Source organism: Cellulomonas sp. T2.31MG-18 (genome assembly GCF_964266755.1).
Lineage (GTDB): Bacteria > Actinomycetota > Actinomycetes > Actinomycetales > Cellulomonadaceae > Cellulomonas.
The window spans coordinates 1353887-1379519 of record NZ_CAXWGW010000001.1; the positions used below are offsets into that span (position 1 = coordinate 1353887).

The 25633-nt window shown below is 75.0% G+C and carries 25 protein-coding genes; 17 read left to right on the forward strand and 8 right to left on the reverse strand.

All coding sequences use genetic code 11. The features are described from left to right. Positions 1-64: 64 nt before the first annotated feature. The 3 genes from murA to ACFQTY_RS06330 are packed head-to-tail and all read left to right on the forward strand — an operon-like array spanning position 65 to position 3196. Positions 65-1390: a UDP-N-acetylglucosamine 1-carboxyvinyltransferase gene (gene murA, locus ACFQTY_RS06320; RefSeq protein ID WP_291759138.1), complete on the forward strand. Its 1326-nt coding sequence runs from the start codon at positions 65-67 to the stop codon at positions 1388-1390. A 22-nt stretch (positions 1391-1412) separates the two neighbouring features. Beyond that, a complete protein-coding gene (locus ACFQTY_RS06325; RefSeq protein ID WP_291759134.1) occupies positions 1413-2156 on the forward strand; it encodes a 1-acyl-sn-glycerol-3-phosphate acyltransferase in 744 nt (247 codons plus the stop codon). Then, on the forward strand, positions 2153-3196 hold the full coding sequence (locus tag ACFQTY_RS06330; protein ID WP_378098608.1) for an NAD(P)H-dependent glycerol-3-phosphate dehydrogenase: 1044 nt from the start codon (positions 2153-2155) through the stop codon (positions 3194-3196). The genes ACFQTY_RS06325 and ACFQTY_RS06330 overlap by 4 nt, the downstream gene beginning before the upstream one ends. Here the strand turns inward: ACFQTY_RS06330 and ACFQTY_RS06335 are convergent, their stop codons facing one another. Then, positions 3197-4354, reverse strand: coding sequence for a trans-sulfuration enzyme family protein (locus ACFQTY_RS06335; protein ID WP_378098610.1), 1158 nt, complete (start codon positions 4352-4354; stop codon positions 3197-3199). Positions 4355-4394: 40 nt separating this feature from the next. Between ACFQTY_RS06335 and ACFQTY_RS06340 the strand changes: the two genes are divergently transcribed. Next, positions 4395-5519: a D-alanine--D-alanine ligase family protein gene (locus ACFQTY_RS06340; protein ID WP_378098612.1), complete on the forward strand. Its 1125-nt coding sequence runs from the start codon at positions 4395-4397 to the stop codon at positions 5517-5519. A gap of 37 nt (positions 5520-5556) precedes the next feature. On the opposite strand, the gene ACFQTY_RS06345 is transcribed toward ACFQTY_RS06340, so the two are convergent. Continuing rightward, complete coding sequence (locus ACFQTY_RS06345) at positions 5557-6087, reverse strand: DUF3515 family protein (protein WP_378098614.1); 531 nt, start codon at positions 6085-6087, stop codon at positions 5557-5559. A 38-nt stretch (positions 6088-6125) separates the two neighbouring features. On the opposite strand from ACFQTY_RS06345, the gene ACFQTY_RS06350 reads away from it, so the two are divergent. Beyond that, positions 6126-7094 carry a thiamine-phosphate kinase gene (locus ACFQTY_RS06350; protein WP_378099125.1) on the forward strand — a complete coding sequence of 323 codons (969 nt, stop codon included), beginning with the start codon at positions 6126-6128 and terminating at the stop codon, positions 7092-7094. 4 nt (positions 7095-7098) lie between these two features. On the opposite strand, the gene ACFQTY_RS06355 is transcribed toward ACFQTY_RS06350, so the two are convergent. Next, positions 7099-7620 (reverse strand): GNAT family N-acetyltransferase, encoded by a 522-nt coding sequence (locus ACFQTY_RS06355; RefSeq protein WP_291759119.1) that lies wholly within the window; start codon positions 7618-7620, stop codon positions 7099-7101. Positions 7621-7768: 148 nt separating this feature from the next. Then, on the reverse strand, positions 7769-7960 hold the full coding sequence (gene rpmB, locus ACFQTY_RS06360) for a 50S ribosomal protein L28 (protein WP_263729226.1): 192 nt from the start codon (positions 7958-7960) through the stop codon (positions 7769-7771). Positions 7961-8220: 260 nt separating this feature from the next. Between rpmB and ACFQTY_RS06365 the strand changes: the two genes are divergently transcribed. From ACFQTY_RS06365 to mutM, 11 genes are all read left to right on the forward strand, one after another. Next, positions 8221-9795: a DAK2 domain-containing protein gene (locus tag ACFQTY_RS06365; protein ID WP_378098617.1), complete on the forward strand. Its 1575-nt coding sequence runs from the start codon at positions 8221-8223 to the stop codon at positions 9793-9795. 46 nt (positions 9796-9841) lie between these two features. After that, positions 9842-12067 carry an ATP-dependent DNA helicase RecG gene (locus tag ACFQTY_RS06370; protein WP_291759115.1) on the forward strand — a complete coding sequence of 742 codons (2226 nt, stop codon included), beginning with the start codon at positions 9842-9844 and terminating at the stop codon, positions 12065-12067. Between the two features lie 91 nt (positions 12068-12158). Then, positions 12159-12854, forward strand: coding sequence for an ABC transporter ATP-binding protein (locus ACFQTY_RS06375; RefSeq protein ID WP_263729223.1), 696 nt, complete (start codon positions 12159-12161; stop codon positions 12852-12854). After that, positions 12851-14491 (forward strand): DUF6297 family protein, encoded by a 1641-nt coding sequence (locus tag ACFQTY_RS06380; RefSeq protein WP_291759112.1) that lies wholly within the window; start codon positions 12851-12853, stop codon positions 14489-14491. Before ACFQTY_RS06375 ends, ACFQTY_RS06380 begins: the two co-directional genes overlap by 4 nt. Continuing rightward, positions 14488-15039: a 16S rRNA (guanine(966)-N(2))-methyltransferase RsmD gene (gene rsmD / locus ACFQTY_RS06385; protein WP_291759109.1), complete on the forward strand. Its 552-nt coding sequence runs from the start codon at positions 14488-14490 to the stop codon at positions 15037-15039. Before ACFQTY_RS06380 ends, rsmD begins: the two co-directional genes overlap by 4 nt. Positions 15040-15075: 36 nt before the next feature. Beyond that, a complete protein-coding gene (gene coaD / locus ACFQTY_RS06390) occupies positions 15076-15636 on the forward strand; it encodes a pantetheine-phosphate adenylyltransferase (protein ID WP_291759107.1) in 561 nt (186 codons plus the stop codon). Then, positions 15633-16118 (forward strand): hypothetical protein, encoded by a 486-nt coding sequence (locus ACFQTY_RS06395; RefSeq protein ID WP_291759106.1) that lies wholly within the window; start codon positions 15633-15635, stop codon positions 16116-16118. The genes coaD and ACFQTY_RS06395 overlap by 4 nt, the downstream gene beginning before the upstream one ends. 96 nt (positions 16119-16214) lie before the next feature. Then, positions 16215-16793 carry a DUF177 domain-containing protein gene (locus tag ACFQTY_RS06400; RefSeq protein ID WP_291759646.1) on the forward strand — a complete coding sequence of 193 codons (579 nt, stop codon included), beginning with the start codon at positions 16215-16217 and terminating at the stop codon, positions 16791-16793. A gap of 2 nt (positions 16794-16795) precedes the next feature. Continuing rightward, on the forward strand, positions 16796-16993 hold the full coding sequence (gene rpmF / locus ACFQTY_RS06405; RefSeq protein ID WP_263729217.1) for a 50S ribosomal protein L32: 198 nt from the start codon (positions 16796-16798) through the stop codon (positions 16991-16993). Between the two features lie 20 nt (positions 16994-17013). Continuing rightward, complete coding sequence (rnc, locus tag ACFQTY_RS06410) at positions 17014-17757, forward strand: ribonuclease III (protein WP_378098622.1); 744 nt, start codon at positions 17014-17016, stop codon at positions 17755-17757. 6 nt (positions 17758-17763) lie between these two features. After that, on the forward strand, positions 17764-18669 hold the full coding sequence (gene mutM / locus ACFQTY_RS06415; RefSeq protein ID WP_378098624.1) for a bifunctional DNA-formamidopyrimidine glycosylase/DNA-(apurinic or apyrimidinic site) lyase: 906 nt from the start codon (positions 17764-17766) through the stop codon (positions 18667-18669). A gap of 18 nt (positions 18670-18687) precedes the next feature. On the opposite strand, the gene ACFQTY_RS06420 is transcribed toward mutM, so the two are convergent. Continuing rightward, the gene (locus ACFQTY_RS06420; RefSeq protein ID WP_378098626.1) at positions 18688-19632 is read right to left on the reverse strand and encodes an NAD(P)-dependent oxidoreductase; all 945 of its coding nucleotides are present in this window, start codon (positions 19630-19632) and stop codon (positions 18688-18690) included. Positions 19633-19702: 70 nt separating this feature from the next. On the opposite strand from ACFQTY_RS06420, the gene ACFQTY_RS06425 reads away from it, so the two are divergent. Beyond that, positions 19703-20329, forward strand: coding sequence for a response regulator transcription factor (locus ACFQTY_RS06425; RefSeq protein WP_263729860.1), 627 nt, complete (start codon positions 19703-19705; stop codon positions 20327-20329). A gap of 58 nt (positions 20330-20387) precedes the next feature. On the opposite strand, the gene ACFQTY_RS06430 is transcribed toward ACFQTY_RS06425, so the two are convergent. From ACFQTY_RS06430 to cydD, 3 genes are read right to left on the reverse strand one after another with little or no spacing between them, the layout of a single operon-like run. Then, positions 20388-22139 carry a GAF domain-containing protein gene (locus ACFQTY_RS06430; RefSeq protein ID WP_291759099.1) on the reverse strand — a complete coding sequence of 584 codons (1752 nt, stop codon included), beginning with the start codon at positions 22137-22139 and terminating at the stop codon, positions 20388-20390. Further along, entirely contained in the window at positions 22136-23974 is a 1839-nt protein-coding gene (gene cydC, locus ACFQTY_RS06435) for a thiol reductant ABC exporter subunit CydC (protein ID WP_378098629.1), read from the reverse strand. Before cydC ends, ACFQTY_RS06430 begins: the two co-directional genes overlap by 4 nt. After that, positions 23971-25632 (reverse strand): thiol reductant ABC exporter subunit CydD, encoded by a 1662-nt coding sequence (gene cydD / locus ACFQTY_RS06440; protein WP_378098631.1) that lies wholly within the window; start codon positions 25630-25632, stop codon positions 23971-23973. Before cydD ends, cydC begins: the two co-directional genes overlap by 4 nt. Position 25633: the final 1 nt, after the last annotated feature.

The following is a 25633-nucleotide window of genomic DNA, read 5'->3' on the forward strand; positions in this document are numbered from 1 at the left end:
GGGATCCTCGCCGCACCCGGGACCGCGGTCCGGGGCTCGTGAACCCATGAGAGACGATGGTGCGATGGCCGACCTGCTGTACGTCGACGGTGGCAACCCGCTGAACGGTGAGATCACCGTCCGCGGCGCCAAGAACTTCGTGTCCAAGGCGATGGTCGCCGCCCTGCTGGGCGAGACACCCAGCGTCCTGCGCAACGTCCCGGAGATCCGGGACGTGCAGGTGGTGACGGGGCTCCTCGACCTGCACGGAGCCCGGGTGGACGTGGACGCCGATGCCGGCACGGTCCGCATCGACCCGACCGACGTGGAGTCCGCGCACGTCGCGGACATCGACGCGCACGCCGGGTCCAGCCGGATCCCGATCCTGTTCTGCGGCCCGCTGCTGCACCGCCTCGGTGAGGCGTTCATCCCGGACCTGGGCGGCTGCCGCATCGGCGACCGTCCGATCAACTACCACCTCGACATCCTTCGGCAGTTCGGCGCGGTGGTGGACAAGCGGCCCAACGGCATCCACATCGTCGCCCCGCAGCGGCTCCAGGGCACCAAGATCGCCCTGCCGTACCCCAGCGTGGGCGCCACCGAGCAGCTGCTGCTGACGGCCGTGCGCGCCGAGGGCATCACCGAGCTGGCGAACGCGGCGATCGAGCCCGAGATCATGGACCTGATCAACGTCCTGCAGAAGATGGGCGCGATCATCTCCGTCGACACCGACCGGGTGATCCGGATCGAGGGCGTCGAGCGGCTCGTCGGCTTCAGCCACACCGCGCTGGCGGACCGGATCGAGGCCGCCTCGTGGGCCTCGGCGGCGCTGGCGACCGGGGGCGACGTGTTCGTCCGTGGCGCCACGCAGCCGGAGATGACCACCTTCCTCAACACGTTCCGCAAGGTCGGCGGCGAGTTCGCCGTCGAGGAGGACGGCATCCGCTTCTTCCACCCGGGCGGCGACCTCAACTCCATCCAGCTCGAGACGGACGTGCACCCCGGGTTCATGACCGACTGGCAGCAGCCGCTGGTCGTGGCGCTGACCCAGGCCAAGGGCCTGTCGATCGTGCACGAGACGGTGTACGAGAACCGCTTCGGGTTCGTGGACGCGCTCGTCGGGATGGGCGCGACCATCCAGGTGTACAAGGAGTGCCTCGGCAGCCGGCCGTGCCGGTTCGGGCAGCGGAACTTCTACCACTCCGCCGTGATCTCCGGACCGACCCCCCTGTCGGCCGCGGACATCGAGGTGCCCGACCTGCGCGGCGGGTTCAGCCACCTGATCGCGGCGCTGACCGCCAAGGGCACGTCGGCCGTGCGGGGCATCAGCCTGATCGACCGTGGGTACGAGCGGTTCACCGACAAGCTCGAGGCGCTGGGTGCGCAGTTCAGCCGGGAGGAGCCGCGCTGACGCTGCGGCTAGCATCGTCGCCGTGCCGACCCCCGCGCGAGCGAACCGCGCCTACCGCCGTGTGGCCGCCGTCGTGCGCCCCGTCCTCTTCGCCACGACGCGGCGGGACTGGCGGGGGGTGGAGAACCTGCCCAGGGAGGGCGGGTTCATCGTGGCGGCGAACCACGTCACGCAGGCCGACCCGCTGACCCTGGCGCACTTCCTCTGGGACAACGGGGTGGTGCCGCGGATCCTGGCGAAGGCGTCGCTGTTCACGGCACCGGTGATCGGCGCCGCGCTGCGCGGGACCGGCCAGATCCCGGTGCAGCGCAACAGCAGCGCCGCCGGTCAGTCGTTGGACGCGGGCGCCCAGGCTGTCCGCGACGGTGAGTGCGTGGTGGTGTTCCCCGAGGGGACGCTGACGCGCGAGCCGGACATGTGGCCGATGCAGGGCAAGACCGGTGTGGCACGTCTCGCGCTGACCACCCGGGCCCCGGTGATCCCCGTCGCCCAGTGGGGGGCGCACCACCTGCTCGCGCGCTACGGCAAGGTGCCGCACCTGTTCCCCCGGGCGCACGTCGAGGTCCTCGCCGGGCCGCCCGTGGTGCTCGACGACCTGTACGACCGACCGATGGACTCCGCGACCCTGCGCGAGGCGACGGAGCGCGTGATGGAGGCGATCACGCGGCTGCTCGAGGGCATCCGCGGCGAGCAGGCCCCCGCCGTCCGGTTCGTGCCGCCTCCGGGTGGTCGTGGCGGGGCGACCAGCACGCCGTCGGCGTCGTGACGGACGACCCGACATCGGGCACGCGCCCGTCGGGCACGGCCACCCGCGCAGCCGTGCTGGGGGCGGGCAGCTGGGGCACCACGTTCGCGATGGTGCTGGCCGACGCCGGCTGTGACGTGACCGTCTGGGGCCGCGACCCGCGGGTGTGCCGGCAGATCCGCGACGAGCTCCGCAACGAGGCCTACCTGCCCGGGGTGGCCCTGCCAGCGGCCGTGACCGCGGAGGCCGATGTCGTCGAGGCGGTACGGGGAGCCGACCTGGTCGCCGTCGCCGTGCCGTCGCAGGGTGCGCGGGCGCTGCTCGAGCCCCTCCGGTCGGCCATCGGTCCGGAGACCGTCGTCGTGTCCCTGATGAAGGGCGTCGAGCTGTCCTCCGACCGGCGGATGAGCCAGGTGGTCGCCGAGGCGCTCGACGTGCCGGCGGGACGGGTCGCGGTCATCTCCGGACCGAACCTCGCGCACGAGATCGCCCAGCGGCAGCCGACGGCCACGGTCGTCGCCAGCACGGACCCGGACACCGCCGCCTTCGTCGCGCGCTCCGTGCGGTCGTCGTACTTCCGGCCCTACACCAACCCCGACGTGGTGGGCGTCGAGCTGTGCGGTGCCGTGAAGAACGTCATCGCGCTCGCGGTCGGCATCTCGCAGGGCCGCGGCCTCGGGTTCAACACGATGGCCACGGTGATCACGCGGGGCCTGGTGGAGATCACCCGGCTCGGTCTGGCCCTGGGCGCCGATGCCGACACGTTCGGCGGTCTGGCCGGCATGGGAGACCTGATGGCGACGTGCGCGTCGCCCGACTCCCGCAACCACCGGCTCGGTGTGCACCTCGGCGCGGGGATGTCGCTGGCGGAGGCGATCACGGCGACGGGCGGCACCGCCGAAGGCGTCAAGACGTGCCGACCCGTGCTGGACCTCGCCCGCTCCCGCGGTGTCGAGATGCCCATCACGGAGGCCGTGGTGCGCGTCCTCTACGAGGACCTGCCGGTGGACGAGCTCGCTCCGCTGCTGCTGGGTCGGCCGACGAAGGCCGAGGGCCTCTAGCTAGCGGTTGGTCGCGACCCGCAGCGCCGCGTCGAGGTCGGACCAGAGGTCCTCCACGTCCTCGATGCCGACGGAGAGCCGGAGCAGGTCGTCCGGGACGGTGGGTGACTCGGTGCTGTAGCGCCGACGGCGCTCGAGCGACGACTCCACCCCACCCAGGCTGGTCGCGGGGACCCACAGCCGGACGGCGCCCACCACCGCGTCCGCGACGGCCGGTCCGCCCGTGGGCCGGACGCAGAGGATCGAGCCGAAGCCCTCCATCAGCCGTGCGGCGCGCCGGTGCCCCGGGTCGCCCGGCAGGCTCGGGTGCCGCACCTCGGCGACGTCGGGGTGGTCCGCCAGGCGGCGCGCGAGCTCAGCGGCCGTGGCCTGCGACCGCTCGACGCGCAGGGCCAGCGTCCGCAGCCCGCGGAGCGCCAGCCACGCCTCGAAGGGCCCCGCGATGGCGCCGTGGACCGTCCGGTGCGCCAGCAGGCGCGCATGGATGGTCTCGTCGTCCGCCAGAGCTGCGCCCAGCACGACGTCGCTGTGGCCCGCGAGGTACTTGGTCACCGAGTGCACGACGACGTCGGCGCCGAGCGTCAGAGGCCGCTGACCGAGCGGGGTCGCGAAGGTGTTGTCGACCGCCACGAGAGCGCCGACGCCGTGCGCCGCCGCCACGAGCACCGGCAGGTCCGCGACCTCGAGCATCGGGTTGGTCGGCGTCTCCACCCAGAGCATCGCCGCCCCGCTGAGGGCCCCGACCACCGCCTCGGTGTCGGCGATGTCGACCCGCGTCACGGAGAGGGCGCCTCGTGCCTCGAGCTCGTCGAGCAGGCCCAGGCTGACCTGGTAGGCGTGCCGCGGCACGACGACCGTGCCGCCGGTGGGCACCAGCGAGAGCGCCGCTGCCACCGCCGCCATGCCGGAGCCGAACAGCAGGGCGGGACGGGCGGAGCCCTCGAGCTGTCCGAGCGCCTCCTCGAACGGTCGCCACGTCTCGGTGCCGCTGCGCGTGTACACGAGCTCGCCCGGGCCCGGCACGCCCTGGGACACGTACGTCGAGGAGAGCACGATCGGGGGGTTGACCGGAGCGCCCTGCGCACGCGGCGGCCGGCCTGCGGTGACCGCCAGCGTGGCGGGGGACAGGCCGATCGGGTGCTCCGACGTGTCGTTCACCCGCGCAGGGTAGCCCGCTGCTCGGGGTAGGGTCGGCGCGATGTCCGACACTTCCGCCCCGCGCCGCCCCAGGGTCATGGTGCTGTTCGGCGGCCGGTCCGGCGAGCACCCCATCAGCTGCGTCACCGCAGGGGGAGTGCTCCGCGCGATCGACCGCGACCGCTACGACGTGCTCGCCGTCGGCATCACCCGTGACGGTCGGTGGGTGCTGGTGGACGACGACCCGGACCGCTGGGCCATCACCGGCGGCAGGCTGCCGGAGGTGACGGACGCACCAGCACGCGTGCTGCTGCCCCAGGCGGTCGACGACCGCGAGCTGCAGGTGCTGCGCGGCGGGGTCGCCGAGGCGCTGGGCACCGTGGACGTCGTCTTCCCGCTGCTGCACGGCCCGTTCGGTGAGGACGGCACGCTGCAGGGGATGCTCGAGCTCGCCGACGTCCGGTACGTCGGGGCCGGCGTGCTCGCCTCCGCGGTCGGCATGGACAAGCAGATGATGAAGCTGGTCTTCGCCGGTCAGGGGCTGACTGTCGGGCCGTACCGCGTGGTGCGTCCCGGCGAGCTGGACCGGGACCCCGTGGGTGTGGTCGCGCACGTGCAGGAGCTCGGCCTGCCGGTGTTCGTCAAGCCCGCGCGAGCCGGGTCCAGCCTGGGCATCAGCCGCGTGGACGACTGGGCGGACCTGGAGACGGCGATCCGCGCGGCGGCGGAGCACGACCCCAAGGTCGTCGTCGAGGCGGCGATCGTCGGTCGCGAGATCGAGTGCGGCGTGCTGGGCGGCGCGGACGGCCGGCCGGCACGGGCGTCGCTCCCGGGGGAGATCGTCGTCACCGATCACCGGCACGCCTTCTACGACTTCGAGGCCAAGTACCTCGACGAGGCCAGCGTGCGCCTCGAGTGCCCGGCCGACCTGCCCGCGGACGTCATCGAGCGGGTCCGGGCGATCGCGGTGCAGGCGTTCGACGCCGTCGGCTGCGAGGGTCTGGCCCGCGTCGACGTGTTCGTCACGCCCGACGGCGACGTGGTGGTCAACGAGATCAACACGATGCCGGGGTTCACGCCGTTCTCGATGTACCCGCGGATGTGGGCCGCGACGGGTACCGACTACCCGACGCTGGTCGACGAGCTCCTGCGGCTCGCGCTCGAACGGCCCACCGGCCTGCGCTGAGCACCGCCGCGCCCGGGGCGGTCGCCCGCCGCACCGGTCAGACGCAGGAACGCTCCTTCGCCGTCCGCGCGATCGCGGGTCCCAGCGCGTCGAGGAACGACGTCGAGCGCTGTGCGGCCACCTCGGCCGGCACGTGCACCTCGACCGCCGGGACGCGTCCGTAGGTGACGAACGTCCAGTCGGTCGGCGCGCCCGTGCTCGAGGCGGCAGCGTCGGCCGGGATCACCAGCCAGTCGATGCTGGGGCCGTTCGGCGTCTGGATCGTCTCGCACCGCTCGGTGGTCGGCCCCGGTGGCTGGACACCGCACCGCAGGACGACGGGCGCCCGCTTGGTCCCCCAGGCCGTGGTGGCCTGCGCGGAGGTCGCGAGCCGGTGCAGCCCCGGACCGAGCACGTCCGGCGTGCTGAGCACGACGTCGGCGCACACGGGGTCCGTCGCGTGCGTCGCCACGGCGACGGGCACGGTGCTCGCGCAGCCTGCGAGAGGACCGACGGTGACGGCGGCGCCCAGCAGAGCGGAGGTCCGCAGGACGGCACGGCGCCGCCAGGCGGGCATCGGGAGGGGCACACGCCACCGTAGCGCTAGCGTGGGCCGCCGTGGCTGAGCTGCTCGTCCGTGACCTCTCCGAGGAGGCGCTGCTCCGTCGCATCGTCCCGGTGCTCCCGAGGGGCCGGCTGACGCTGATCGCCGCCGGCGACGACGCCGCCGTGGTGAACGCCCCGGACGGCCGGGTGGTGGTCACCACCGACGTGCTCGTGGAGAACCAGCACTTCCGTCGGGACTGGTCGTCGGGCATGGACGTCGGCCGGCGGGCTGCCGTCCAGAACCTCGCCGACATCGCCGCGATGGGCGCCCGGCCGACGGCCCTGGTCGTCGCGCTCGTGATGCCGGGCGACCTGCCGGTCGACTGGGCGGTCGGCATCGCCGAGGGGCTCGCCGCGGCGTGCGGTCCGCTCGGGGTCGGCGTCGTGGGCGGCGACCTGTCCGGTGGTCCGCTCGTCGTGGTGAGCGTGACGGCGCACGGTGACCTCGAGGGTGCGGCGCCGGTGCGCCGGTCCGGTGCCCGGGCGGGCGACGTGGTGGCGCACGCCGGCGTCCGCGGTTGGTCGGCGGCGGGCCTCGACCTGCTGCTCGCCGGCCGGGGACACCTGGACGACGAGCTGGTGGCGGCCTACCTGCGCCCGACGTCCCCGCTGGACGCCGGGCCGGCGGCGGCTCGTGCCGGCGCCACCGCCATGATCGACGTGTCGGACGGCCTGCTGCGCGATGCCGGTCGGGTGGGACGCGCGAGCGGCGTGGTGATCGACCTCGACCGCGCGGAGGACGCCTTCGGAGACGACCTGGACCGCCTGGCCGATGCCGCCGGCGCGCTCGGGAAGCTCGCCCGCAGCTGGGTGCTGGGCGGCGGCGAGGACCACGGTCTGCTCGCGACGTTCCCGCCCGACGCCGTGCTCCCGGAGCCGTTCCGGGTGGTCGGTCACGTGCGGCCGGTGCCGCACGGCGGCCGGCCCGGGGTGCTCGTCGCCGGGGCCGTGCCCGACGTCGCGCCCGGGTGGGACCACTTCGGCGGCTGACCCGTCAGCCTCGGCGGTAGCGCACCTCGAGCAGCTCGGCACCGCCGACGTCCTCGTACTTCTCGATGCCGTCCGGCTGGAACCCGTGGCGGCGCCAGAAGTGCTGTGCTCGCTCGTTGTCCGCCATGACCCACAGGACGAGGCGCCGGCCGGCGCCGGCCTCCGCGATCACCGTGCGCATCAGCTCCCGCGCGACCCCGCGGCCCCACTGCTCGGGGGACAGGTACATGGAGTAGATCTCGCGGTCCGCCCGGAGGCTGTCCTCGTCGCGGCCGGGACCGAGCGATGCGAAGCCCACGATGCGGTCGCCGACAACGGCGACCCAGGTCCGCACCTCGTCGGCGGGGCCCCTGCTCAGCAGGTCCGCCCAGACCGGGGTGCGCTCGTGCGGGTCGAGGTCCGCCAGGTACGAGTCGGGGACGATGCCGGCGTAGGCCTCCTGCCACGACCTGACGTGCACCTCGGCGATTCCGGACGCGTCGTGGACGTCGGCCAGGCGGACGACCACCTCGTCGGGCTGCTCCATGGGCTCACGATGCCACAGCGTCCTGTGGCGGTGGCAGCGTCGGCGGTGCGAAGGTCCACCGGCACGGGGACGGCTGGTCGACGCCGCCGGGCAGCACGAAGGCCCGCGGGCTGAGCCCACGGGCCTTCGGTGACGCTCGACGGGTCGGTCAGACCGCGCGCTGCACCTTCCCGGCCTTGAGGCACGAGGTGCACACGTTCAGCCGCTTCGGCGTCCCGGCCACGACCACGCGCACGCGCTGGATGTTCGGGTTCCAGCGCCGCTTCGAGCGGATGTGCGAGTGCGAGACGGAGTGCCCGAAGCTCGGGCCCTTGGCGCAGACGTCGCAGTTGGCAGCCACGATCTTCTCCTGGTCTTCAGTGGTGCATGGTTCGAGGGCCGGACGGGCCGGAGATCGAGCTCCGTCCGCCAGGTGGGGCGCTCCGCACGGCCGCCGGCACCGTCGCGAGACGATGGGAGCCGAGCCGGGCACCACCAGTGGTCCGGACCGGCCGGACAACCGGACAAGACTAGCCCACGGTCCGGTGGGGTCCAAAATGGCGCGGGCGGTCGCGCTGTCGGCGGTCCCGGGCAGGCTAGGCCCCGACGAGAGGGAGGTCGATGGAGGAGCTGGACGGCGCCGTCGTGCGGGCCTGGGCCGTGGCCGCCGCCGACGCGATGGCGTGGTCGGCCGCCCGGATCGACGCGGTGAACGTGTTCCCCGTGCGGGACGCGGACACGGGCACCAACGTCCGGCTGACGTTGGCCGGGGGCGCGGCCGCGGCAGGGCGGGCGCCGCAGTCCGCGGACGCCGAGGAGGTCGCGCGCGCGTTCGCCCTGGGATGCCTGCGGTCGGCGCGCGGCAACTCCGGCGTCATCCTCAGCCAGTACCTCGAGGGGTTCGCCGCAGGGCTCGGCGACGCCTCCCACGACGTCCCCGGCCGCGCGCCGGGCACGGACGGGAAGCTGCTTGCGCGGGCGCTGGTGCGGGCAGCAGCCGAGAGCGCCCGCGCGGTCGCGCTGCCGCAGGAGGGCACGGTGCTCACCGTCGCGCGGCTGGTCGGCGAGCGTGCGAGCCGTTCGGCCGCGGACGGCGGGCCGGCGGACCAGGTGCTCGGCGTGGCCCTTCGCGAGGCGCGAGCGGAGCTGCGCCACGTCAGCGCGGGGAACCCGGTCCTGCGGCAGGCCGGCGTGGTCGACGCGGGCGCCTGCGCCCTGCTGGTGCTGCTCGAGGCGCTCGAGCGCGCGCTCCTGGCGCCCACCGGCCAGCAACCGGCTCCGCTGACCGGCGCCCCGGACTGGCTCCCGGTGGGCGGCCCACGGACGGGTGGTCGGAACGCACCCGGGTTCGGCGGCACCTTCGAGGTGATGATGCTGGTCCGGCCCTCGGAGCCGGACGCCGCGGTGGGGGACCGGTTGCGGACGGCGCTCGCCGAGGTCGGCGACTCGGTCGCCGTGGTCGGTGCGGACGACCTGTGGCACCTGCACGTGCACACCGACCTGCCGGCGGCCGCTATCGAGGCGGGCGGGGCCGCCGGGCCGCGCGAGCAGGTGGTGGTGCGGCTCGTCGAGGGGGCGGCCGCCCAGGTGGCCGCGGGCGACGACCTGGGGGTGGTGATCGGGACGGCGTCGCCCGCGACGGCCGGCTGGTTCGCCACCGGTGGCGCGGTCGTGGTCGTGCAGTGCCCGGAGGCGCCCGTGGACGCGGCACACCTGGTCCGTGCGGCTGCCGACACCGGTTCCGACCACGTGGTGGTGCTCCCCGGGACCGAGGAGGCCGCCGCCGCCGTCCGGCTCCTGGTCGACCCGGACGGTGGCGGCGGTGAGCTGCCCGGGGTGCGGGTGGAGGCCGTGGACACGGCGGTGGGCGTGCTGCGGACGGCCGTCGCGTCCCTCGCGCTGCTCGGCACGCACGGTGGCGCCGCGGCGGGGCGGGCCGAGCAGGCGCGCGCCGCCCTGCTCCGGCTGCGCAGCTGTGACGTCGAGGCGGCGGACGGCGTCGGCGACGTGGTGCGCGCCGTGGAGCGGCTGGTCGCGGAGCTGCCGTCCGCGCAGGCCGTCACGCTCCAGCACGCGCACCCGTTGCGGGCCGGGGCCGCCGTGCTCGGCGCGCTCGCGGACCGCTTCCCGGACCTCGACGCGGTGCCGGTCGGTCCGGTCGGGTCCGGACCGGCGTGGCGGATCGGGGTGGACTGAGGTGGCCGACCGTTCGAGTGCGGGATCGCGCGCCAGCACGTCGGCCGTGCGCTCCGACCGCCCCCTGGACCGCCCGCTGACCACCCTGGTGTCGAAGGGGGCCGCCAAGGCGCTGGGGGGACTTGGCCTGCACACGGTGGGGGACCTGCTGCGGCACTATCCGCGCCGTTACGCCGAACCCGGGCAGCTGACGGACCTGGCGGGCCTCCGGGAGGGCGAGCACGTCACGGTCGTCGCCCAGGTGGTCCAGGTGACCCTGCGAACCACCCGACAGGGCCGGGGGCTGCTGGAGGCGGTGGTCACCGACGGGCGCGGTCGCCTCGACCTCGGGTTCTTCGCCGCCCGGCCGGGCGTCCTGAAGTACCACGAGGGCGTGCTGCTGCCGGGTCGCCGGGCGATGTTCACCGGAACGGTGAGCCGGTACGGCCCCAAGCTGCAGCTGCTGCACCCGGCGTTCACGCTCCTCGGCGACGACCTGGACGAGGAGCGGCACCGCGAGGAGGCGGCGTGGCCGATCCCGATCTACCCGGCGTCGAAGAGCATCGAGTCGTGGAAGATCCGGGAGGCGATCCGTGGGGTGCTCGCCGGTCTGGACGAGGACGACGTGCTCGATCCGCTGCCGCCGCGGGTGCGGGCCGACCAGGGCCTCGGGACCCTGCGCTCGGCGCTGACGGACGTGCACGAGCCGCACGTGGACGCCGACTGGCGCCGCGGGCAGGACCGGCTCCGGTACGAGGAGGCGTTCGTCCTCCAGGCCGAGCTGGCCCGCCGGCGGGTGCAGGCGGCGCAGCAGGCTGCTGTGCGACGTCCAGGCCGCCCGGAGGGTCTGCTGGACGCCTTCGACGCCCGGCTGCCGTTCACCCTGACCGCGGGCCAGCGTGAGGTCGGGCAGGTGCTGTCGCATGAGCTGGCCGGCGACCACCCGATGCAGCGGCTGCTGCAGGGCGAGGTCGGATCGGGCAAGACGGTGGTGGCGCTCCGCGCGATGCTCCAGGTGGTCGACTCCGGCGGGCAGGCTGCCCTGCTGGCCCCCACCGAGGTGCTGGCGGTCCAGCACGCCCGGACCCTCCGGGCCCTCCTCGGCGACCTGGCGGAGGGAGGGTTCCTCGGCGGGGCCGACGTGGCGACCCGGGTCACGCTGGTGACGGGCTCCCAGCCGGCGGCGGTCCGACGGGAGGCCCTCGCCGATGCGGCGGGAGGCCGGGCCGGGATCGTCGTCGGGACGCACGCGCTGCTGTCCTCCACCGTGCAGTTCGCCGACCTCGGGCTGGTGGTGGTGGACGAGCAGCACCGCTTCGGCGTCGAGCAGCGTGACCTGCTGCGCGCCAAGGCGCAGGCGACCCCGCACCTGCTGGTGATGACCGCGACGCCGATCCCCAGGACCGTCGCCATGACGGTGTTCGGGGACCTCGAGACGTCGGTCCTGTCCGAGGTGCCGGCCGGACGCAGCGGCGTGCGCACCTTCATGGCGGCGGCGGACCGACCCGCCTACGTGGCCCGGACGTGGGCCCTGGTGCGCGAGCAGGTGGATGCCGGGGGCAGGGTGTTCGTCGTCTGCCCACGGATCGATCCCGACGACGCGTCGGCCGCCTCGCCGGAGGCGGAGCTGGACGGCGCCGACCTGCTCGACGACGAGGGCACGACCGGTCCGCGCCGACCGCTGCGCGCCGTGCTCGAGGTGGTGGAGGACCTCGGCAGCCGCCCGGAGCTGGCCGGTGTGCGTATCGGCCTGCTGCACGGGCGGTTGCCGGCGGAGGCCCGGGACGAGGTGCTGGCCGACTTCGCCGCCGGGACGGTGCCCGTGCTGGTCACCACGACGGTCATCGAGGTCGGCGTCGACGTCCCGGCCGCCACCGTCATGGTGGTCCTCGACGCCGACCGGTTCGGCCTGTCCCAGCTGCACCAGCTGCGTGGTCGGGTGGGTCGCGGCACCGCACCTGGCACCTGCCTGCTCGTCTCGCACGCGACGGAGGGGACACCGGCCTGGGACCGGCTGACGACGCTGACCACCACGTCCGACGGGTTCGCCCTCGCGGCCGCCGACCTCGAGCTGCGCCGCGAGGGAGACGTCCTCGGAGCGGCGCAGTCCGGCGGGACGAGCTCCTTGCGGCTGCTCCGCGTCGCCCGCGACGTGGACGTGATCGAACGCGCCCGCGCGGATGCGACGCGGTTCGTGGCGGACGACCCGGAGCTGCGGAGCTGGCCACCGCTCGACGCCGCGATCGCCGACCGGCTGACCGGTGACCGCGAGGAGTTCCTCGAGCGGGTCTGAGGCCGCCCACCGGGATGGCACCGCGGCCCCCGCACCCAGGCACCCCGACCGGCCCACGGGACGGTCGCCCGCTCGGTCTACCCTGACCGTCGTGCCGAAACCCGTGCCCGCCGTCCGCGCCCAGGACCTGCTCGTCGGCTACGGCGGCGCCCCGGTGTGCGCACCCGTCACCTTCACCCTGCAGCCCGGGCGCGCCCTTGCGCTCGTCGGCGCGAACGGCGCAGGCAAGTCCACCGTGCTGCGTGCCGTGATCGGGCTTCTGGAGCCGGTGAAGGGACGGCTGGAGGTCTTCGGCTCCGAGGTCGACGAGCGCGAGATCGGCTTCCGCACGCAGGTCTCGAGCGTGCTCGACGACGACGCCTACTTCCCGTCCCTGTCCGTCGCGGAGCACCTGTACCTGGTCGCCCGCGGTCACGGCGTGCGGGACGCGTGGGACCGGGTCGACGAGCTGCTGGAGGAGTTCGGCCTCACCGAGCACGCGCGGGCCCTGCCGGTGGCCCTCTCGTCCGGTCAGCGGCGTCGGCTGCTGCTCGCGGCGGGCTTCGCCCGTCCGCGGTCCCTCCTGGTGCTGGACGAGCCGGAGCAGCGGCTCGACCGGCGGATGCACGCGCGCCTGATGGAGCGTCTGCGAGCCGAGAAGGCCGCCGGGGGCGCGGTCCTGGTCGCGACCCACGACCCCGCACTGGTGCGCGGCGTGGCGGACCGGGCGCTGCACGTCGACGAGGAACGGTGCGAGCTGCTGTCGGCCGAGGACGGGGCTGCGCTGATCGCCCAGGTGCCGGCGTGACGTCGTCGGAGACGGTCGACGGCACGCCCGCGGTCCTGCCGGGGGAGCGCGGCGAGCTGCCGTCCGCGCAGGCAGTCCGACGTTTCACCGCGGCGGCGGGCCGTACCAGGGCCGGCGCCGGCGTCGGTTCGCTGCTGTCGGACGTGTACTACGCGGTCATCATGCTGGCGATCGCCGTGGGCGTGGCGCTCGGTGTGGCGCAGCAGCTGCGCGTGGCGCTGCCGCCGGCGCCGGCGGTGGCGGCACCGCACGGGCTGAACCTGCCGACGCTGGTGACCGTCCTGGTCGCGGGACTCGTCGGCGTGCTGGTGTCGTTGGCGGGCCGCCTCGGCCCGGTCGCTGCGGGCGGTGCCGAGGCCTCCTGGTGGCTGAGCCTCCCGGTCCCGCGTCGCGGCCTCCTGCGGCCGGCGGCTCGGCGGCTGCCGCTCGTCGCCGCCGCTGCGGGTGCGGTCGTCGTGGCCCTGCTCGACGCCGGTCTGCTGGCCGACGGCGGTGACCGCGTGCTGCGCGCCGCCGCGGCGGGCGCCCTCGGTTCGGTGCTGCTGGTCCTGCTCGCGGCCGTCGGCCAGTCGCTGGGCGTCGCCCGTCGGCACACCGCCCTGGTCGGCGACCTCGTGCTGGCCGCCGCGCCGCTGGTGGCGATCGGCCTGACGCTCGCGGGCACGCGCGTCGGGGCGCTGCCCGTCCCGTCGTGGCCCCTGCTCGTGGTCGCGGCGGTCGTGGTCGTCGGGCTCGCCGCCGTGGTGGACCGCCGGCTGGACCGCATCCCCGCACGGACGCTGCGCGAGAGCGGCTCCGTGGTGACGCAGGCGATCGGGGCCGTCGTCTCGATGGACTCCCGGGAGCTGGGCCGCGCGCTGTCCGCAGGCAGTGAGTCGCCAGCCCGGCGGCGCATCTCGCGCCTGCGCACCGTCCGCGGTGCCACCAGCGCCCTGATCACCGCCGATCTCGTGCTGCTGCGACGCTCGTCGCGACACGTGGTCCAGCTGGCCGTCGCCGCGTTGGTGCCGCTGCTCGCCACCGTCGTGCCGCAGCTCGCGGCCCCGGCGGCCGTCCTGCTCGCGCTGCTGCTGTCCGGGATGGTGGCGCAGAGCGCGACGGCCGAAGGGGCTCGTCGCGGCGAGATGGCGCCGGTGCTCGACCGGGCGCTGCCGCTCGCGGCCAAGACGGTGCGTCGGCTGCGGATGGTGGTGCCGGGCGGGGTGATGCTCGTCTGGAACCTGGTCGTGTTCGCCGGGCTCGGGCGTTGGGCGGCGGACGTGCCCGGTTGGCTGGCGCTCGCGGTGGCCGGGACACCCGTCTGGGCCGCCGGTGCGGTGCGGGCGGCGTACCGACCGGCGCCAGACTGGAACAAGCCGCTGGTGTCCACGCCGATGGGCGCCCTGCCGACCGGGGTCGCCTCCGTGATCGCCCGTGGGCCGGACGTGCTGGTCCTCGGTCTGCTCCCGACGTGGATCGCCGTCCTGCTGCGCACCGTGAGCCCCACGCTGCTCCTGGTGCAGGCCGCGCTGGCGGTCGTCGCCGTGCTGATCTCGTCCTCCCTGGCGACGGGCGGCGTCATGGACTGGATGGCCCGCCAGCAGGAGCTCCTCGAGGAGGAGAAGAAGAAGACCGGCGCTCGCACGGGACGTCCGTGACCCGGATCGTCGCGGGCTCGGCCGGCGGGCGCACCCTCCAGGTCCCTCCGCGCGGAACCCGTCCCACCAGCGAACGCGTCCGGGAGGCGCTGTTCTCCCGGCTGGAGCACCGCGACGCGGTGGCCGGTGCCCGCGTGCTCGACCTGTACGCCGGGTCCGGAGCGCTGGGCCTCGAGGCGGCGAGCAGGGGCGCATCCACCGTGACGCTCGTCGAGGCGGCCCGTGCCGCGGCGGACGTGTGCCGCCGCAACGCGACCACGCTGGGCCTCGCGGCGCGGGTGCAGGTGGTGGCAGAGCGCGTCGAACGGTTCGTCGCGCGGCCCGCCGCAGCGCCGTGGGACCTCGTGCTGCTGGACCCGCCCTACGACGTCCCCGCCGCCGCGCTCGACGACGTCCTCGCCGCCCTCGTGCCGGCGCTGGCGCCGGGCGCCGTCGTCGTCGTGGAGCGCTCTGCCCGGGGGGCCGGGCCCACGTGGCCGGACGGTCTCGTGGCGGACGGCGAGCGCGGCTACGGCGAGACCCACGTCTGGTTCGCCACGACGTCCTGACGGCGTTCGCGCACCGGCCCGGCGTAGGTTGGCACCGTGAGCCTCGCCGTCTGCCCCGGGTCGTTCGACCCCGTGACCCTCGGCCACCTGGACGTGGTGCGGCGCGCGCGGTCGATGTTCGACGAGGTGGTCGTCGCGGTCGCGCACAACTCCGCCAAGCGCCCTCTGCTCGGCGTGGACGAGCGCGTGCGGCTGGTGCGCGAGGCCGTGGCGGACCTGCCGGGGGTGCGCGTGGCCGCCACCGAGGGGCTGCTCGCCGACTTCCTGCGTGAGACGGGTGCCGACGCCGTGGTGAAGGGCCTGCGCGGTGGTGCGGACGTCGACGCCGAGCTCGCCATGGCGTTGATGAACCGGCACCTGTCCGGCGTCGAGACGGTGTTCGTCCCCGGCGACACGGCGCTCGCTCACATCGCTTCGTCCCTGGTGAAGGACGTGGCCCGGCACGGCGGGCGGATCGACGACCTCGTCCCGCCGGGTGTCGCCGAGGCGGTCCTGCGGGCGGTGGCGGCGGAGGGAGCCGGTGCCGGGGGCGGTGCGGGGGTCGTGACGGGCTCCGACGGCCCGAGCGTGTCGGCAGCGACGGAGGTGACGTGGTGAGCGAGATCGACGACCGCACGGGCGGTGTGCAGGGCGTGCTGGAGGCGTTGGCGGCCGCGGTGGAGCAGGCGCGCGCGATGCCCATGTCGTCGTCCGTGCTGGTGAACCGCGCGGAGCTGCTCGACCTCGTCGACCAGGCCCGTGCGGCGCTGCCGGCGCAGCTGACCAGGGCCGACGCCCTCCTGGCCGACGCCGACGCGGCGCGTGCCGACGCCCGGTCCGAGGCCGAGGCGATCCTCGCTCGCGCCCGGGAGCAGGCCGACCGGCTCGTCGAGGCCGAGGCGATCACGGTCGAGGCCCGCGACCGTGCGGCACAGCTGCTCGCGGACGCGCAGGAGCAGGCCGACGCCCTGCGGCGCGATGCCGACGACTACTGCGACCGGCGCCTGGCGGACTTCGAGATCGACCTGGGCAAGGTGCTGAGCCAGGTGCAGGCCGGTCGCGCGAAGCTCGCGGGGCGGCTGGGCGCCGCGGGCCTGTAGTCGCTGCGTTTTGGCGCGCCCTACCGGGTGCCGTAGAGTTGCCGGCTGGTCCTGCCGGTGGTGGTCCGGACCGAGATCGACGAGGGGACACCTGCCGTGCAGCGCCCTGGCCAGCTCGATCCCCGCTCGCCCCTGGTGCTGGACACGCACGAGCTGGGCCGGGCACCGGGGTCGATGCGACCCGAGCGCCGGACGGTGGCGGCCCCCGCCGACCTCGGCACGGCGGTCATCGGCATCCCTGACGGATCCGAGCTCGAGCTGGACCTCCGGCTCGAGGCGGTGACTGAGGGGGTCCTGGTCTCCGGAACGGTTCGCGGCCAGGCGGTCGGGGAGTGCGTGCGCTGCCTGGACCAGGTGCTCGAGGACGTCGAGGTGCACCTGTCCGAGCTGTACGTGTACCCCGAACGTGCGGCGGTCGCGATCCAGGACGGTGACGACGACGAGGACGTGCGGGAGCTCGAGGGCGATCTGATCGACCTCGAACCCGCGCTGCGGGACGCGGTGGTGCCTGCGCTGCCGTTCCAGCCGGTGTGCCGGCCGGACTGCCCGGGCCTGTGCCCGCAGTGCGGTGCGCACCTGGCGGACGACCCGGACCACACGCATGAGACGCTTGACCCCCGATGGGCTGCCCTGGGCAGCCTGGTCGGCCAGGATGACGAGACGAAAGAGAGCTAGCCGTGGCTGTTCCGAAGCGCAAGATGTCGCGCAGCAACACCCGGGCGCGCCGCTCGCAGTGGAAGACCACTGCCACGCCGCTCACCACCTGCCCGCAGTGCAAGGCTGACAAGCAGCCGCACGTCGCGTGCCCGTCCTGCGGCACCTACAACGGCCGGCAGTACGCCCAGGCCGTGCGCAGCGAGTTCGAGGGCGTCTGACCTCGCGCGGTGATCTCGTGATGAGCACCGCGGCCGATCAGCTGCTGACGAAGCTCGGGGTCCACCTGGACCCCGAGCTTCTCGTGCTTGCCCTGACCCACCGGTCCTTCGCCCACGAGGCGGGGGGTCTGCCGACCAACGAGCGCCTCGAGTTCCTCGGCGACTCGGTGCTCGGCGTGGTCGTCACGGAGCGGCTCTACCGGGAGCACCCCGACCACCCCGAGGGCGACCTCGCCAAGATGCGTGCGGCGACGGTGTCGCAGCGCGCCCTCGCGGGAGTCGCCCGGGAGCTGGACCTCGGCCGGTTCGTGCTGCTCGGCAAGGGTGAGCTCGCCACGGGTGGTGCGGACAAGGACTCGATCCTCTCGGACACCCTCGAGGCGATCTTCGGCGCCGTCTACCTCACCCACGGCCTGGAGACGGCGCGGGTGCTGGTGGACCGGCTGGTGGGACCGACCCTCACGCGGGCGGCGGACCTCGGAGCCGGGCTGGACTGGAAGACCTCCCTCCAGGAGCTCGCTGCCGCGCTCGGCATGGGCGCACCGGAGTACCTGGTCACGGGCGAGGGCCCCGACCACGCGCGCGTGTTCACCGCCCAGGTGGTGGTGGGCGGCGAGGTGCGCGGCACGGGTGTGGGCTCGGCGAAGAAGATCGCCGAGCAGGAGGCGGCCGAGGCGGCTTATCTCGCCCTGGGCGCGCTCCGGGACGCCCAGGACGAGGCAGAGGCGCAGGCCGTGGCTGACGGCCGCACGCTCGGCGGCTGAGACCGCTTGCCGGAGCTGCCCGAGGTCGAGACGGTCCGCGACGGTCTGGCGCGGCACGTCGTCGGACGCACGGTCGCCGGGGTGCAGGTGCACCGCGACTACAGCGTCCGGCGGCACGACGGCGGTCCGCTCGACTTCGCCGCGCGGCTGGCCGGGCGGCCGCTGACGGCAGCGGTCCGGCGGGGCAAGTTCTTGTGGCTGCTGCTGGGTTCGGACGACGACGCCCTGATGGCGCACCTCGGGATGAGCGGACAGCTGCGGGTGCACCCGCCCGGGGACGACGAGGCCGTTCAGCACCCGCACCTGCGCGTGCGGCTGCAGCTCGACGACGGGTCGCGGCTCGACTTCGTCGACCAGCGCACCTTCGGCCACCTGTCCGTGCCCGACCTCGTCCCCACGTCCGACGGTGGTGCCGGGGGCCTCGGCTCCGCACTACCGGCGATACCCGCCCCTGCGGCGCACATCGCCCGTGACGTGCTGGACCCCGCGCTGGACCCGGCCGCCGTGGTGCACGCGATCCGCTCCCGCCGCACGGGCCTGAAGCGGGCGCTCCTGGACCAGACGCTGGTCTCCGGCATCGGGAACATCTACGCGGACGAGGGCCTCTGGCGTGCGCGGCTGCACTACGCCCGGCCGACGGCAGGTCTGCGCCGGGCCGACGGGCTGCGGCTGCTGGAGGCAGAGGCCGAGGTGATGCGCGAGGCGCTGGCAGCGGGCGGGACCAGCTTCGACGCGCTGTACGTCGCGGTGAACGGCGCCTCGGGGTACTTCGACCGGTCGTTGGCGGTCTACGGCCAGGCGGGTCGCCCGTGCCCCCGGTGCGGCACACCGGTGCGCCGGGAGGAGTTCATGAACCGCTCGTCGTACCTGTGCCCCCGCTGCCAGCCGCGACGGAGGCAGCCGCACCTCTGACGGGAGCCGCGCCAGCCGCTACCGCTGCACCACGTTGCGCAACGGGCTGCCGGACACGAACCGCACCAGGTTGTCCGCGACCAGCTCGGCGGCGCCGACGGGCCGCCCACCCGCGGCGTGCGGGCTGATCAGCACCGACGGCTCGTCCCAGAGGGGTGAGTCGGACGGCAGCGGCTCGCTCTCGAACACGTCCAGCGCCGCGCCCGCCAGGCGGCCTGCGCGCAGGGCCGCGACGAGCGCCTCCTCGTCGAGGGTCGCTCCACGGCCGACGTTGACCAGCAGCGCCCGCGACGGCAGGAGGGCCAGTGCGCCGGCGCCGATGGCGTGCCGGGTCGCGTCCGTCGCGGGCAGCAGCCCGATGAGCACGTCGGTACCCGGCAGCACCTCGCTCACCGCGGCACGGGTGACCACCGGGAACCCGTGCCGGACGCCGGCCGCGGTCGCGATCCCGGTCACGTGGGCCCCGAGCGCCGCGAGGGCGGGTGCGAGGCGGGCGGCGATCGACCCGAAGCCCCAGACCGTCACGTGGGCGTCCAGGAGCGTGCGCACCGAGCCCTCGGGGTGCAGCGGCTGCAACCCACCGAGCTCGGCCGCCCAGCGGTGCTGCTGCTGGGCGCGCACCAGCTCCGGCACGCCGCGGACCAGGGCCAGCGTCAGGGCCAGGGTGTGCTCCGCGACCGGCAGGTCGTGCAGGCCGCGGCCGGACGTGATGACCACCTCGGGACCGAACCCGGCGGCCAGCACGTTCTCCGGCCCGGCGGCCAGCGACTGCACCCAGCGCACCTTGGGCAGGCGCGCGGCGGCCTCGGCCAACCATCCACGGGAGCTGCCCCAGACCACGAGCGCCTCCGCCTCGTCGGCCTCGGCGGGCAGCGGTCGGTCGGCTGCGTAGCGGACTGCTTGGACGTGTGCCGGAAGGACGGGTTCGCCGTCGAGTGTGTCCGGGAGCAGGACGATCGTCACAGGTCGCTACGATGCCACGGTGAGTTCCCCCGGGACTGCGGGCATCGACCGCCAACGCCCCATCAGCGTCATGATCGTCGACGACCACGAGGTCGTCCGCCGCGGCATAGCCGAGGTCGTCGAGCGCACGGACGGCATGACCGTCGTCGCCGAGGCCGGCTCCGTCGCCGACGGCGCCCGCCGGGCGGCGCTGGTGCGCCCGCAGGTGCTGCTCGTGGACCTGCAGCTGCCGGACGGGACGGGCATCGACCTGATGCGCGCCGTGCGCGAGACGCTGCCGGACAGCAAGGCCATCGTGCTGACGTCGTTCGACGACGACGACGCGGTGGCGCAGGCGCTCGACGCCGGCGCCGCGGCCTACCTGCTGAAGAGCGTGCGTGGGGCGGAGATCACCGACGTGATCCGCGCCGTCGCGGCCGGTCGGACGCTGCTGGACGAGCGGACCGTCACCCGCCGGCGGGCCGGTCACGAGGACCCGACGGAGAACCTGACGCCGAGCGAGCTGCGGGTGCTGGACCTGATCGGTGACGGGCTGTCCAACCGCGAGATCGCCGACCGGCTCGGTGTCGCGGAGAAGACGATCAAGAACCACATCACCTCGCTGCTGGCCAAGATGGGCCTGCAGCGGCGCACGCAGGTCGCTGCCTGGGTGGCCGCGCGCAAGCACTCCGGCTGGCGGGCCGAGCCCGGTCACTGACCGGCGGCCGGCGGCCGCCCGATCCGTGGGGCCGGCACGCCGGCGTGCCCGGCGGCGCTCAGGGGAGGGGCGCCTGCCACGTCAGCAGCGTCCCGCGCCCGTCCGGCGGCGTGCTGAGGGAGAACGTCCCGCCGTGCTGACGGGCACGGGCCGCGAGGTTGCCGGTGCCGGAGGTGCGGTCGCGACGCATCGGCATGCCGATGCCGTCGTCCTGCACCTCCACCAGCACCGTGCCCTGCGGTCCGCTGCCACGCACGGACACCGACACGGTCACCGACGAGGCGTGCGCGTGCCGGGCGGCGTTGGCCAGCCCCTCCCGGACGACGGCGACCACGTCGTCGGTCAGCTGCGCGTCGAGCCGCTCGTCCAGCAGGTCCTCCGCCTCGACGTCGTCCGCGCCGAGCATGGCGCCCTCGAGGGAGATGACCAGGGACGGGGCGAAGCCCAGGCCGGTGCGGGCGAGCGACGCCTCGCGGCGCAGCCGCTCCACCAGGCCCGTGGCGGCGTCCGGGTCGCGCAGCTCGTGCACGATGTGGCGGATCTGCCGCACCGACTCGTCGACGTTGTCCAGGGCCTCCTCGACGATGGCGGTCAGCTCGTGCGCGTCCACACCGCGGGCCGAGCGCCGACGCACCGTCTCCAGCTGCATGCCGGTGGCGAACAGCTGCTGGATGGCCAGGTCGTGCAGGTCCCGGGCGATCCGCTCGCGCTCATCGAGCAGCGCCGCGACGTCCTGGGCGTGACGGGCCTCCGCCAGCACGTAAGCCAGCGCGGCCTGCGACGCGAACGACTCGGCGGTCACCAGGTCGCCCTCGTCGAACGGCAGGGAGGCCACGCGGCGCAGCAGGATCAGGACGCCGACGCCGCGTCCGGAGGTCTGCAGCGGGGCGAACATCGCCGGCCCGAAGGCGCGCATCGCGGCGAGGGTCACCGTGCGGGAGGCGGACAGGGACGGCGTCATCAGTCCCTTGCCCTCCTTCATCACCGTCCACGCACGGCCGCCCTCCGGCATCACCTGGCCGAGCAGCTTGTCGGCGTCGTGCCCGTCGGCCAGCTCGATCAGCAGCTCACCGGCGAGCCCGGGCAGCGCCAGCGCCGCCGTGTCGGCACCGGCCACGTCGCGTGCGGTGCGGGTGATGTGCTCGAGTGCCTCCTCCTCGTCGATGCCCTCGAGCAGCATCGTCGTGATCTCCTGACCGGCACGCAGCCAGTGCTCCCGGCGGCCGGACTCGGCGTACAGCTGGGCGTTGGAGACGGCGACACCGGCGGCGGCGGCGAGGGCGACCACGGTGTCCTCGTCCTGCTGGGTGAAGGCGCTGCCGTCCAGCTTCTCGGACAGGTAGAGCTGGCCGAACACGCGGTCCCGCACCCGCACGGAGGCGCCGAGGAACGAGCCCATCGGCGGGTGGTTGGCCGGCCAGCCGCGGAACGCCGGGTGCTTGGTGAGGTCCGTCAGCCGCAGCGCCCCCTCGTCGGGGATCTGGCCGAGGACGCCCTGGGCGTGCGGCGGCCGCGCGAGCATCCGGGCGATCGCCGTGGGGACGCCGGTGTAGACGAACGTGGTCGAGGCCCCGCGGTTGTCGAGCACGTTGATCGCACCGAACCGCGCACCGGTCAGCTCGGCGCTGACCTGGACGAACCGCTCGAGGACGGCCGAGAGCTCGAGCTCGCCGGCCACCGAGAGGATCGCCTGCATCAGGTCGGTCAGGCCGTCGCCGGTCAGGGTCGCGGGATGCGTGCCGGCCTCCGTGAGCACACCGTGCTCGAACGGGGCGCCCACCTGGCGACCGGGCGCAGGGACTGCGGTCATGCACGCTCCTGTGGCTCGACCGCGACCCGCTCGCGGTCCACCGCCTCACGGTAGCCCGGGGTCCCGTCGAGGAGCTGCTGGTGGGTGCCACGCGCCGCCACGGTGCCGTCGGCGAGCCACAGCACCTCGTCGGCGGCGGCGAGCGGCGCCAGACGATGGGTGACGACGACCACCCCGCGCGGGCTGCCGTCCCAGCCGGTCGGCCGGTCGAGCAGCTCGTGGACCAGGGCGTCAGCCGTCGTGGGGTCGAGGTGCTCGGCCGGCTCGTCGACCAGCAGCAGGGGGGCAGGGGCGAGCAGCGCACGGGCGAGGAGCAGCCGACGACGCTCGCCGCCGGAGACGGTGCGCGCATCGGGGCCGAGCAGCGTGTCGAGCCCGTCCGGCAGGCCGGCGAGCCACGTGCCCAGACCGACACGCTGCAACGCCTCCTGGGCCTGGTCGTGCGTCACGTCGCCACGGGCGACGCGGAGGTTCTCCAGGACGGTGGTGCCGAACACGTGCGCGTCCTCCGTGGTGACGACGACGCGGGCCGCGCGGTCCGGGTCGTCGAGCATCCGCAGCGGCGTCCCGTCGAGCGTGACCGACCCGTGGCGGGGATCGAGGAGACCGGCGAGCGTCAGCAGCAGGGTCGTCTTGCCGATGCCGCTCGGTCCGACGACGGCGACGGTGCGGCCCGGCCGGAGGTCGAGGTCGACACCGGTGAGCGCGGGCGACCGGGAGGGCCAGCCGACGGCAAGGTCGCGCGCGTGCAGCACGTGCGCTCCGCCACCCGGCTGCTCCGGCGCCGCGTCGCCGGCGTCGACCGCCGGGGCGTCCGCGGCGTCCAGCAGTGCGAGGATGCGGGCTGCTGCGACCCGGGACCGCTGCAGCTGCACGGCCGCAGCGGGCAACAGCGCGGTCGCCTCGAAGGCCGCGAGCGGAGTCAGCGCGATCACCGCCAGCTCCACGGGCGCGAGCAGACCCGCGCGTAGCGCGGGCACGCCGGTCACCAGCGCCGCCACCGCCGCCAGGACCGTCGCGGCGGTGCCGATCCCGGCCGCCAGGGCGGTCGGTCGGGCCCCGCTGTCGACGGCCGCGGCCACGCGGGCGTCCGCCTCGCGCACCGCGCTGAGGCGGCTGTCGAGGCGGCCGGAGACCAGCAGGGGACCGGCGTCGTCCAGGACCGACAGCGCCGCGGCGGACGAGTCGGCCCTGGCCTGTGCCGCCCGCCGCTCGGTGGCGCGTACGCCACGGACCGTCAGCGCCGGGGCGACCACACCGGCCAGCAGCAGGCACAGGGCCAGCGCCAGGGCGGCCGGCGGCCAGAAGAACGCCATGGCGGTGACGGTGCCGACACCGAGCATCAGCGCCACACCGGCGGGCAGCAGACCGCGCACCACCACGTCGCCGACGGCGTCCACGTCGGCACCGACCCGGGCGAGCAGGTCGCCCCGACGCAGGCCGAGCGTGGCGTCCGCGCGACCCGCCGCGAGGCGGCCGTACAGCGTGGTGCGTAGCGTCGTCATGCCGCGCAGCGCCACGTCGTGCGAGACGAGCCGGTCGCAGTACCGCAGCACCCCGCGGCCGATGCCGAAGGTCCGCACCGCGACCGTCGCGACGGACAGCAGCAGCACCGGCGGCATCTGCGACGCACGCGCGATCAGCCAGGCCGAGACCGCCGCCAGCGCGACGGCGCAGCCCAGGGCCAGCGTGCCGACCAGCACCGCGAGCAGCGCGCGGCCACGCGGCACCTCCAGCAGCCGGAGGGCGCGACGGAGGGTGCCGCGGGGCGGGGTGTCGGCCCCGGCGTCGTCAACGGGTGCCGGTCCCGCCGGGAGCGTCTGGTCCGTGCTCACGCCACCACCTCGGCGGCGCGCTCGGCGTGCACCGTGACGACGTGGTCGGCGCCGGCCACCAGCGAGGGCCGGTGGGCGACGAGCAGCACCGTGCGGCCAGCCGCGCGCAGCGCGGCGACTGTCGCCAGGACCACCTGCTCGCCGGCCGCGTCGAGGTGCGCCGTCGGCTCGTCGAGCACCACCAGCGGCGCGTCCGCGAGCAGCGCGGCGGTCAGAGCGACGCGCTGCCGCTGGCCGACCGACAGGCCGGCACCGCCCGTCCCGAGCGGTTGGTCCCAGCCGTGGGGGAGGCCCGCCACGACGCCGTCGAGGCCGGTCAGCGCCGCGGCGTGCGCACGGGCGGCGTCGTCGCGACCGCCGACGAGCTGCCGCACGGTGCCGGGTTCGAGGACCGGCCGTTGCGGCAGCCAGCTCACCTGGTCCCAGTAGCTGCGCCGGTCGACGTCGGACAGGTCCAGCCAGCCGCCGTCGGAGGTCTGCACGCGCGCGGTGCCGTGGTCGGGAGCCAGCAGGCCCAGCAGCACCTCGACGGTGCTCGTCTTGCCCACGCCTGAGGGCCCGACGAGGGCCGCCACGGTGCCGGGGACCAGCTCGAGATCGAGGCCGGCCGGTGTCAGACCCCCGGCGGACCGCACCCCCACACCCGAGAGCCGCAGCGTCGAGCGGGACAGGTCCGGGCAGGCCTGGGTGCCCCGAGCGGGTACCGGTGTGTCGAGGACGCCGAACGCCGCCTCGGCCGCGGCCACGCCGTCCGCGGCTGCGTGGAACTGCGCCCCGACCTGCCGCAGCGGCCAGAACACCTCAGGGGCGAGCATCAGCACCGCCAGGCCCGTCACCAGGTCCAGCCGGCCGCTGACCAGGCGCAGCCCGATCGCCACCGCGACGAGCGCGACGGACAGGGTGGTCAGCAGCTCGAGCACCATCCCGGACAGGAAGGCGATCTGCAGCGTCGCCATGGTCGACCGCCGGTGCGCGTCGCCCAGTGCCCGCACGCGTGCGGCCGGGCCGCGCTGCCGCCCGAACGCGCGCAGCGTCGGCAGGCCCGCGAGCAGGTCGAGCACCTGGGCGCCGAGGCGCTGCATCGCTTCCAGCCCCCTGGCGGAGCGGCCCTGCGTCAGCTGACCGATCAGCACCATGAACAGCGGGATCAGCGGCAGCGTGCCGACCAGGATCGCCGCCGACACCCAGTCCAGGCCGAGCACCACCAGCAGCGTGCCCGGCGTCAGCGTCGCGGCGAGCACCAGCTGGGGCAGGTACCGGACGAAGTACGGCTCCAGCCCGTCCAGACCACGCGTCGCGAGGGTGACCACCGCAGGGCCCTGACCCGATGCGAGCCACCGTGGCCCGAGGTCTGCGGCCCGCCCCACCACGCCGCTGCGCAGCTCGGCCACGGCACGCGTGGCCGCACGGTGCGCGAACCGCTCCTGCACCGCGGTGACCAGGCCGCGACCGACCACGACGCCGACCAGGCCCACGACGGTGCCGGAGAGCGATGCGAGTGTGGCGCCGTGCTCCACCGCACCACCGAGCGCGTGCGCCAGCAGCAGCGCCTGCGCCACCACCAGGGCGCCCATCACGAGGCCGAGGCCGACGGTCAGGGCGACGTAGCCTCGCGCGGAGCGGGCGTAGCGCAGCAGCCGCGGGTCGAGCGGCCTCACG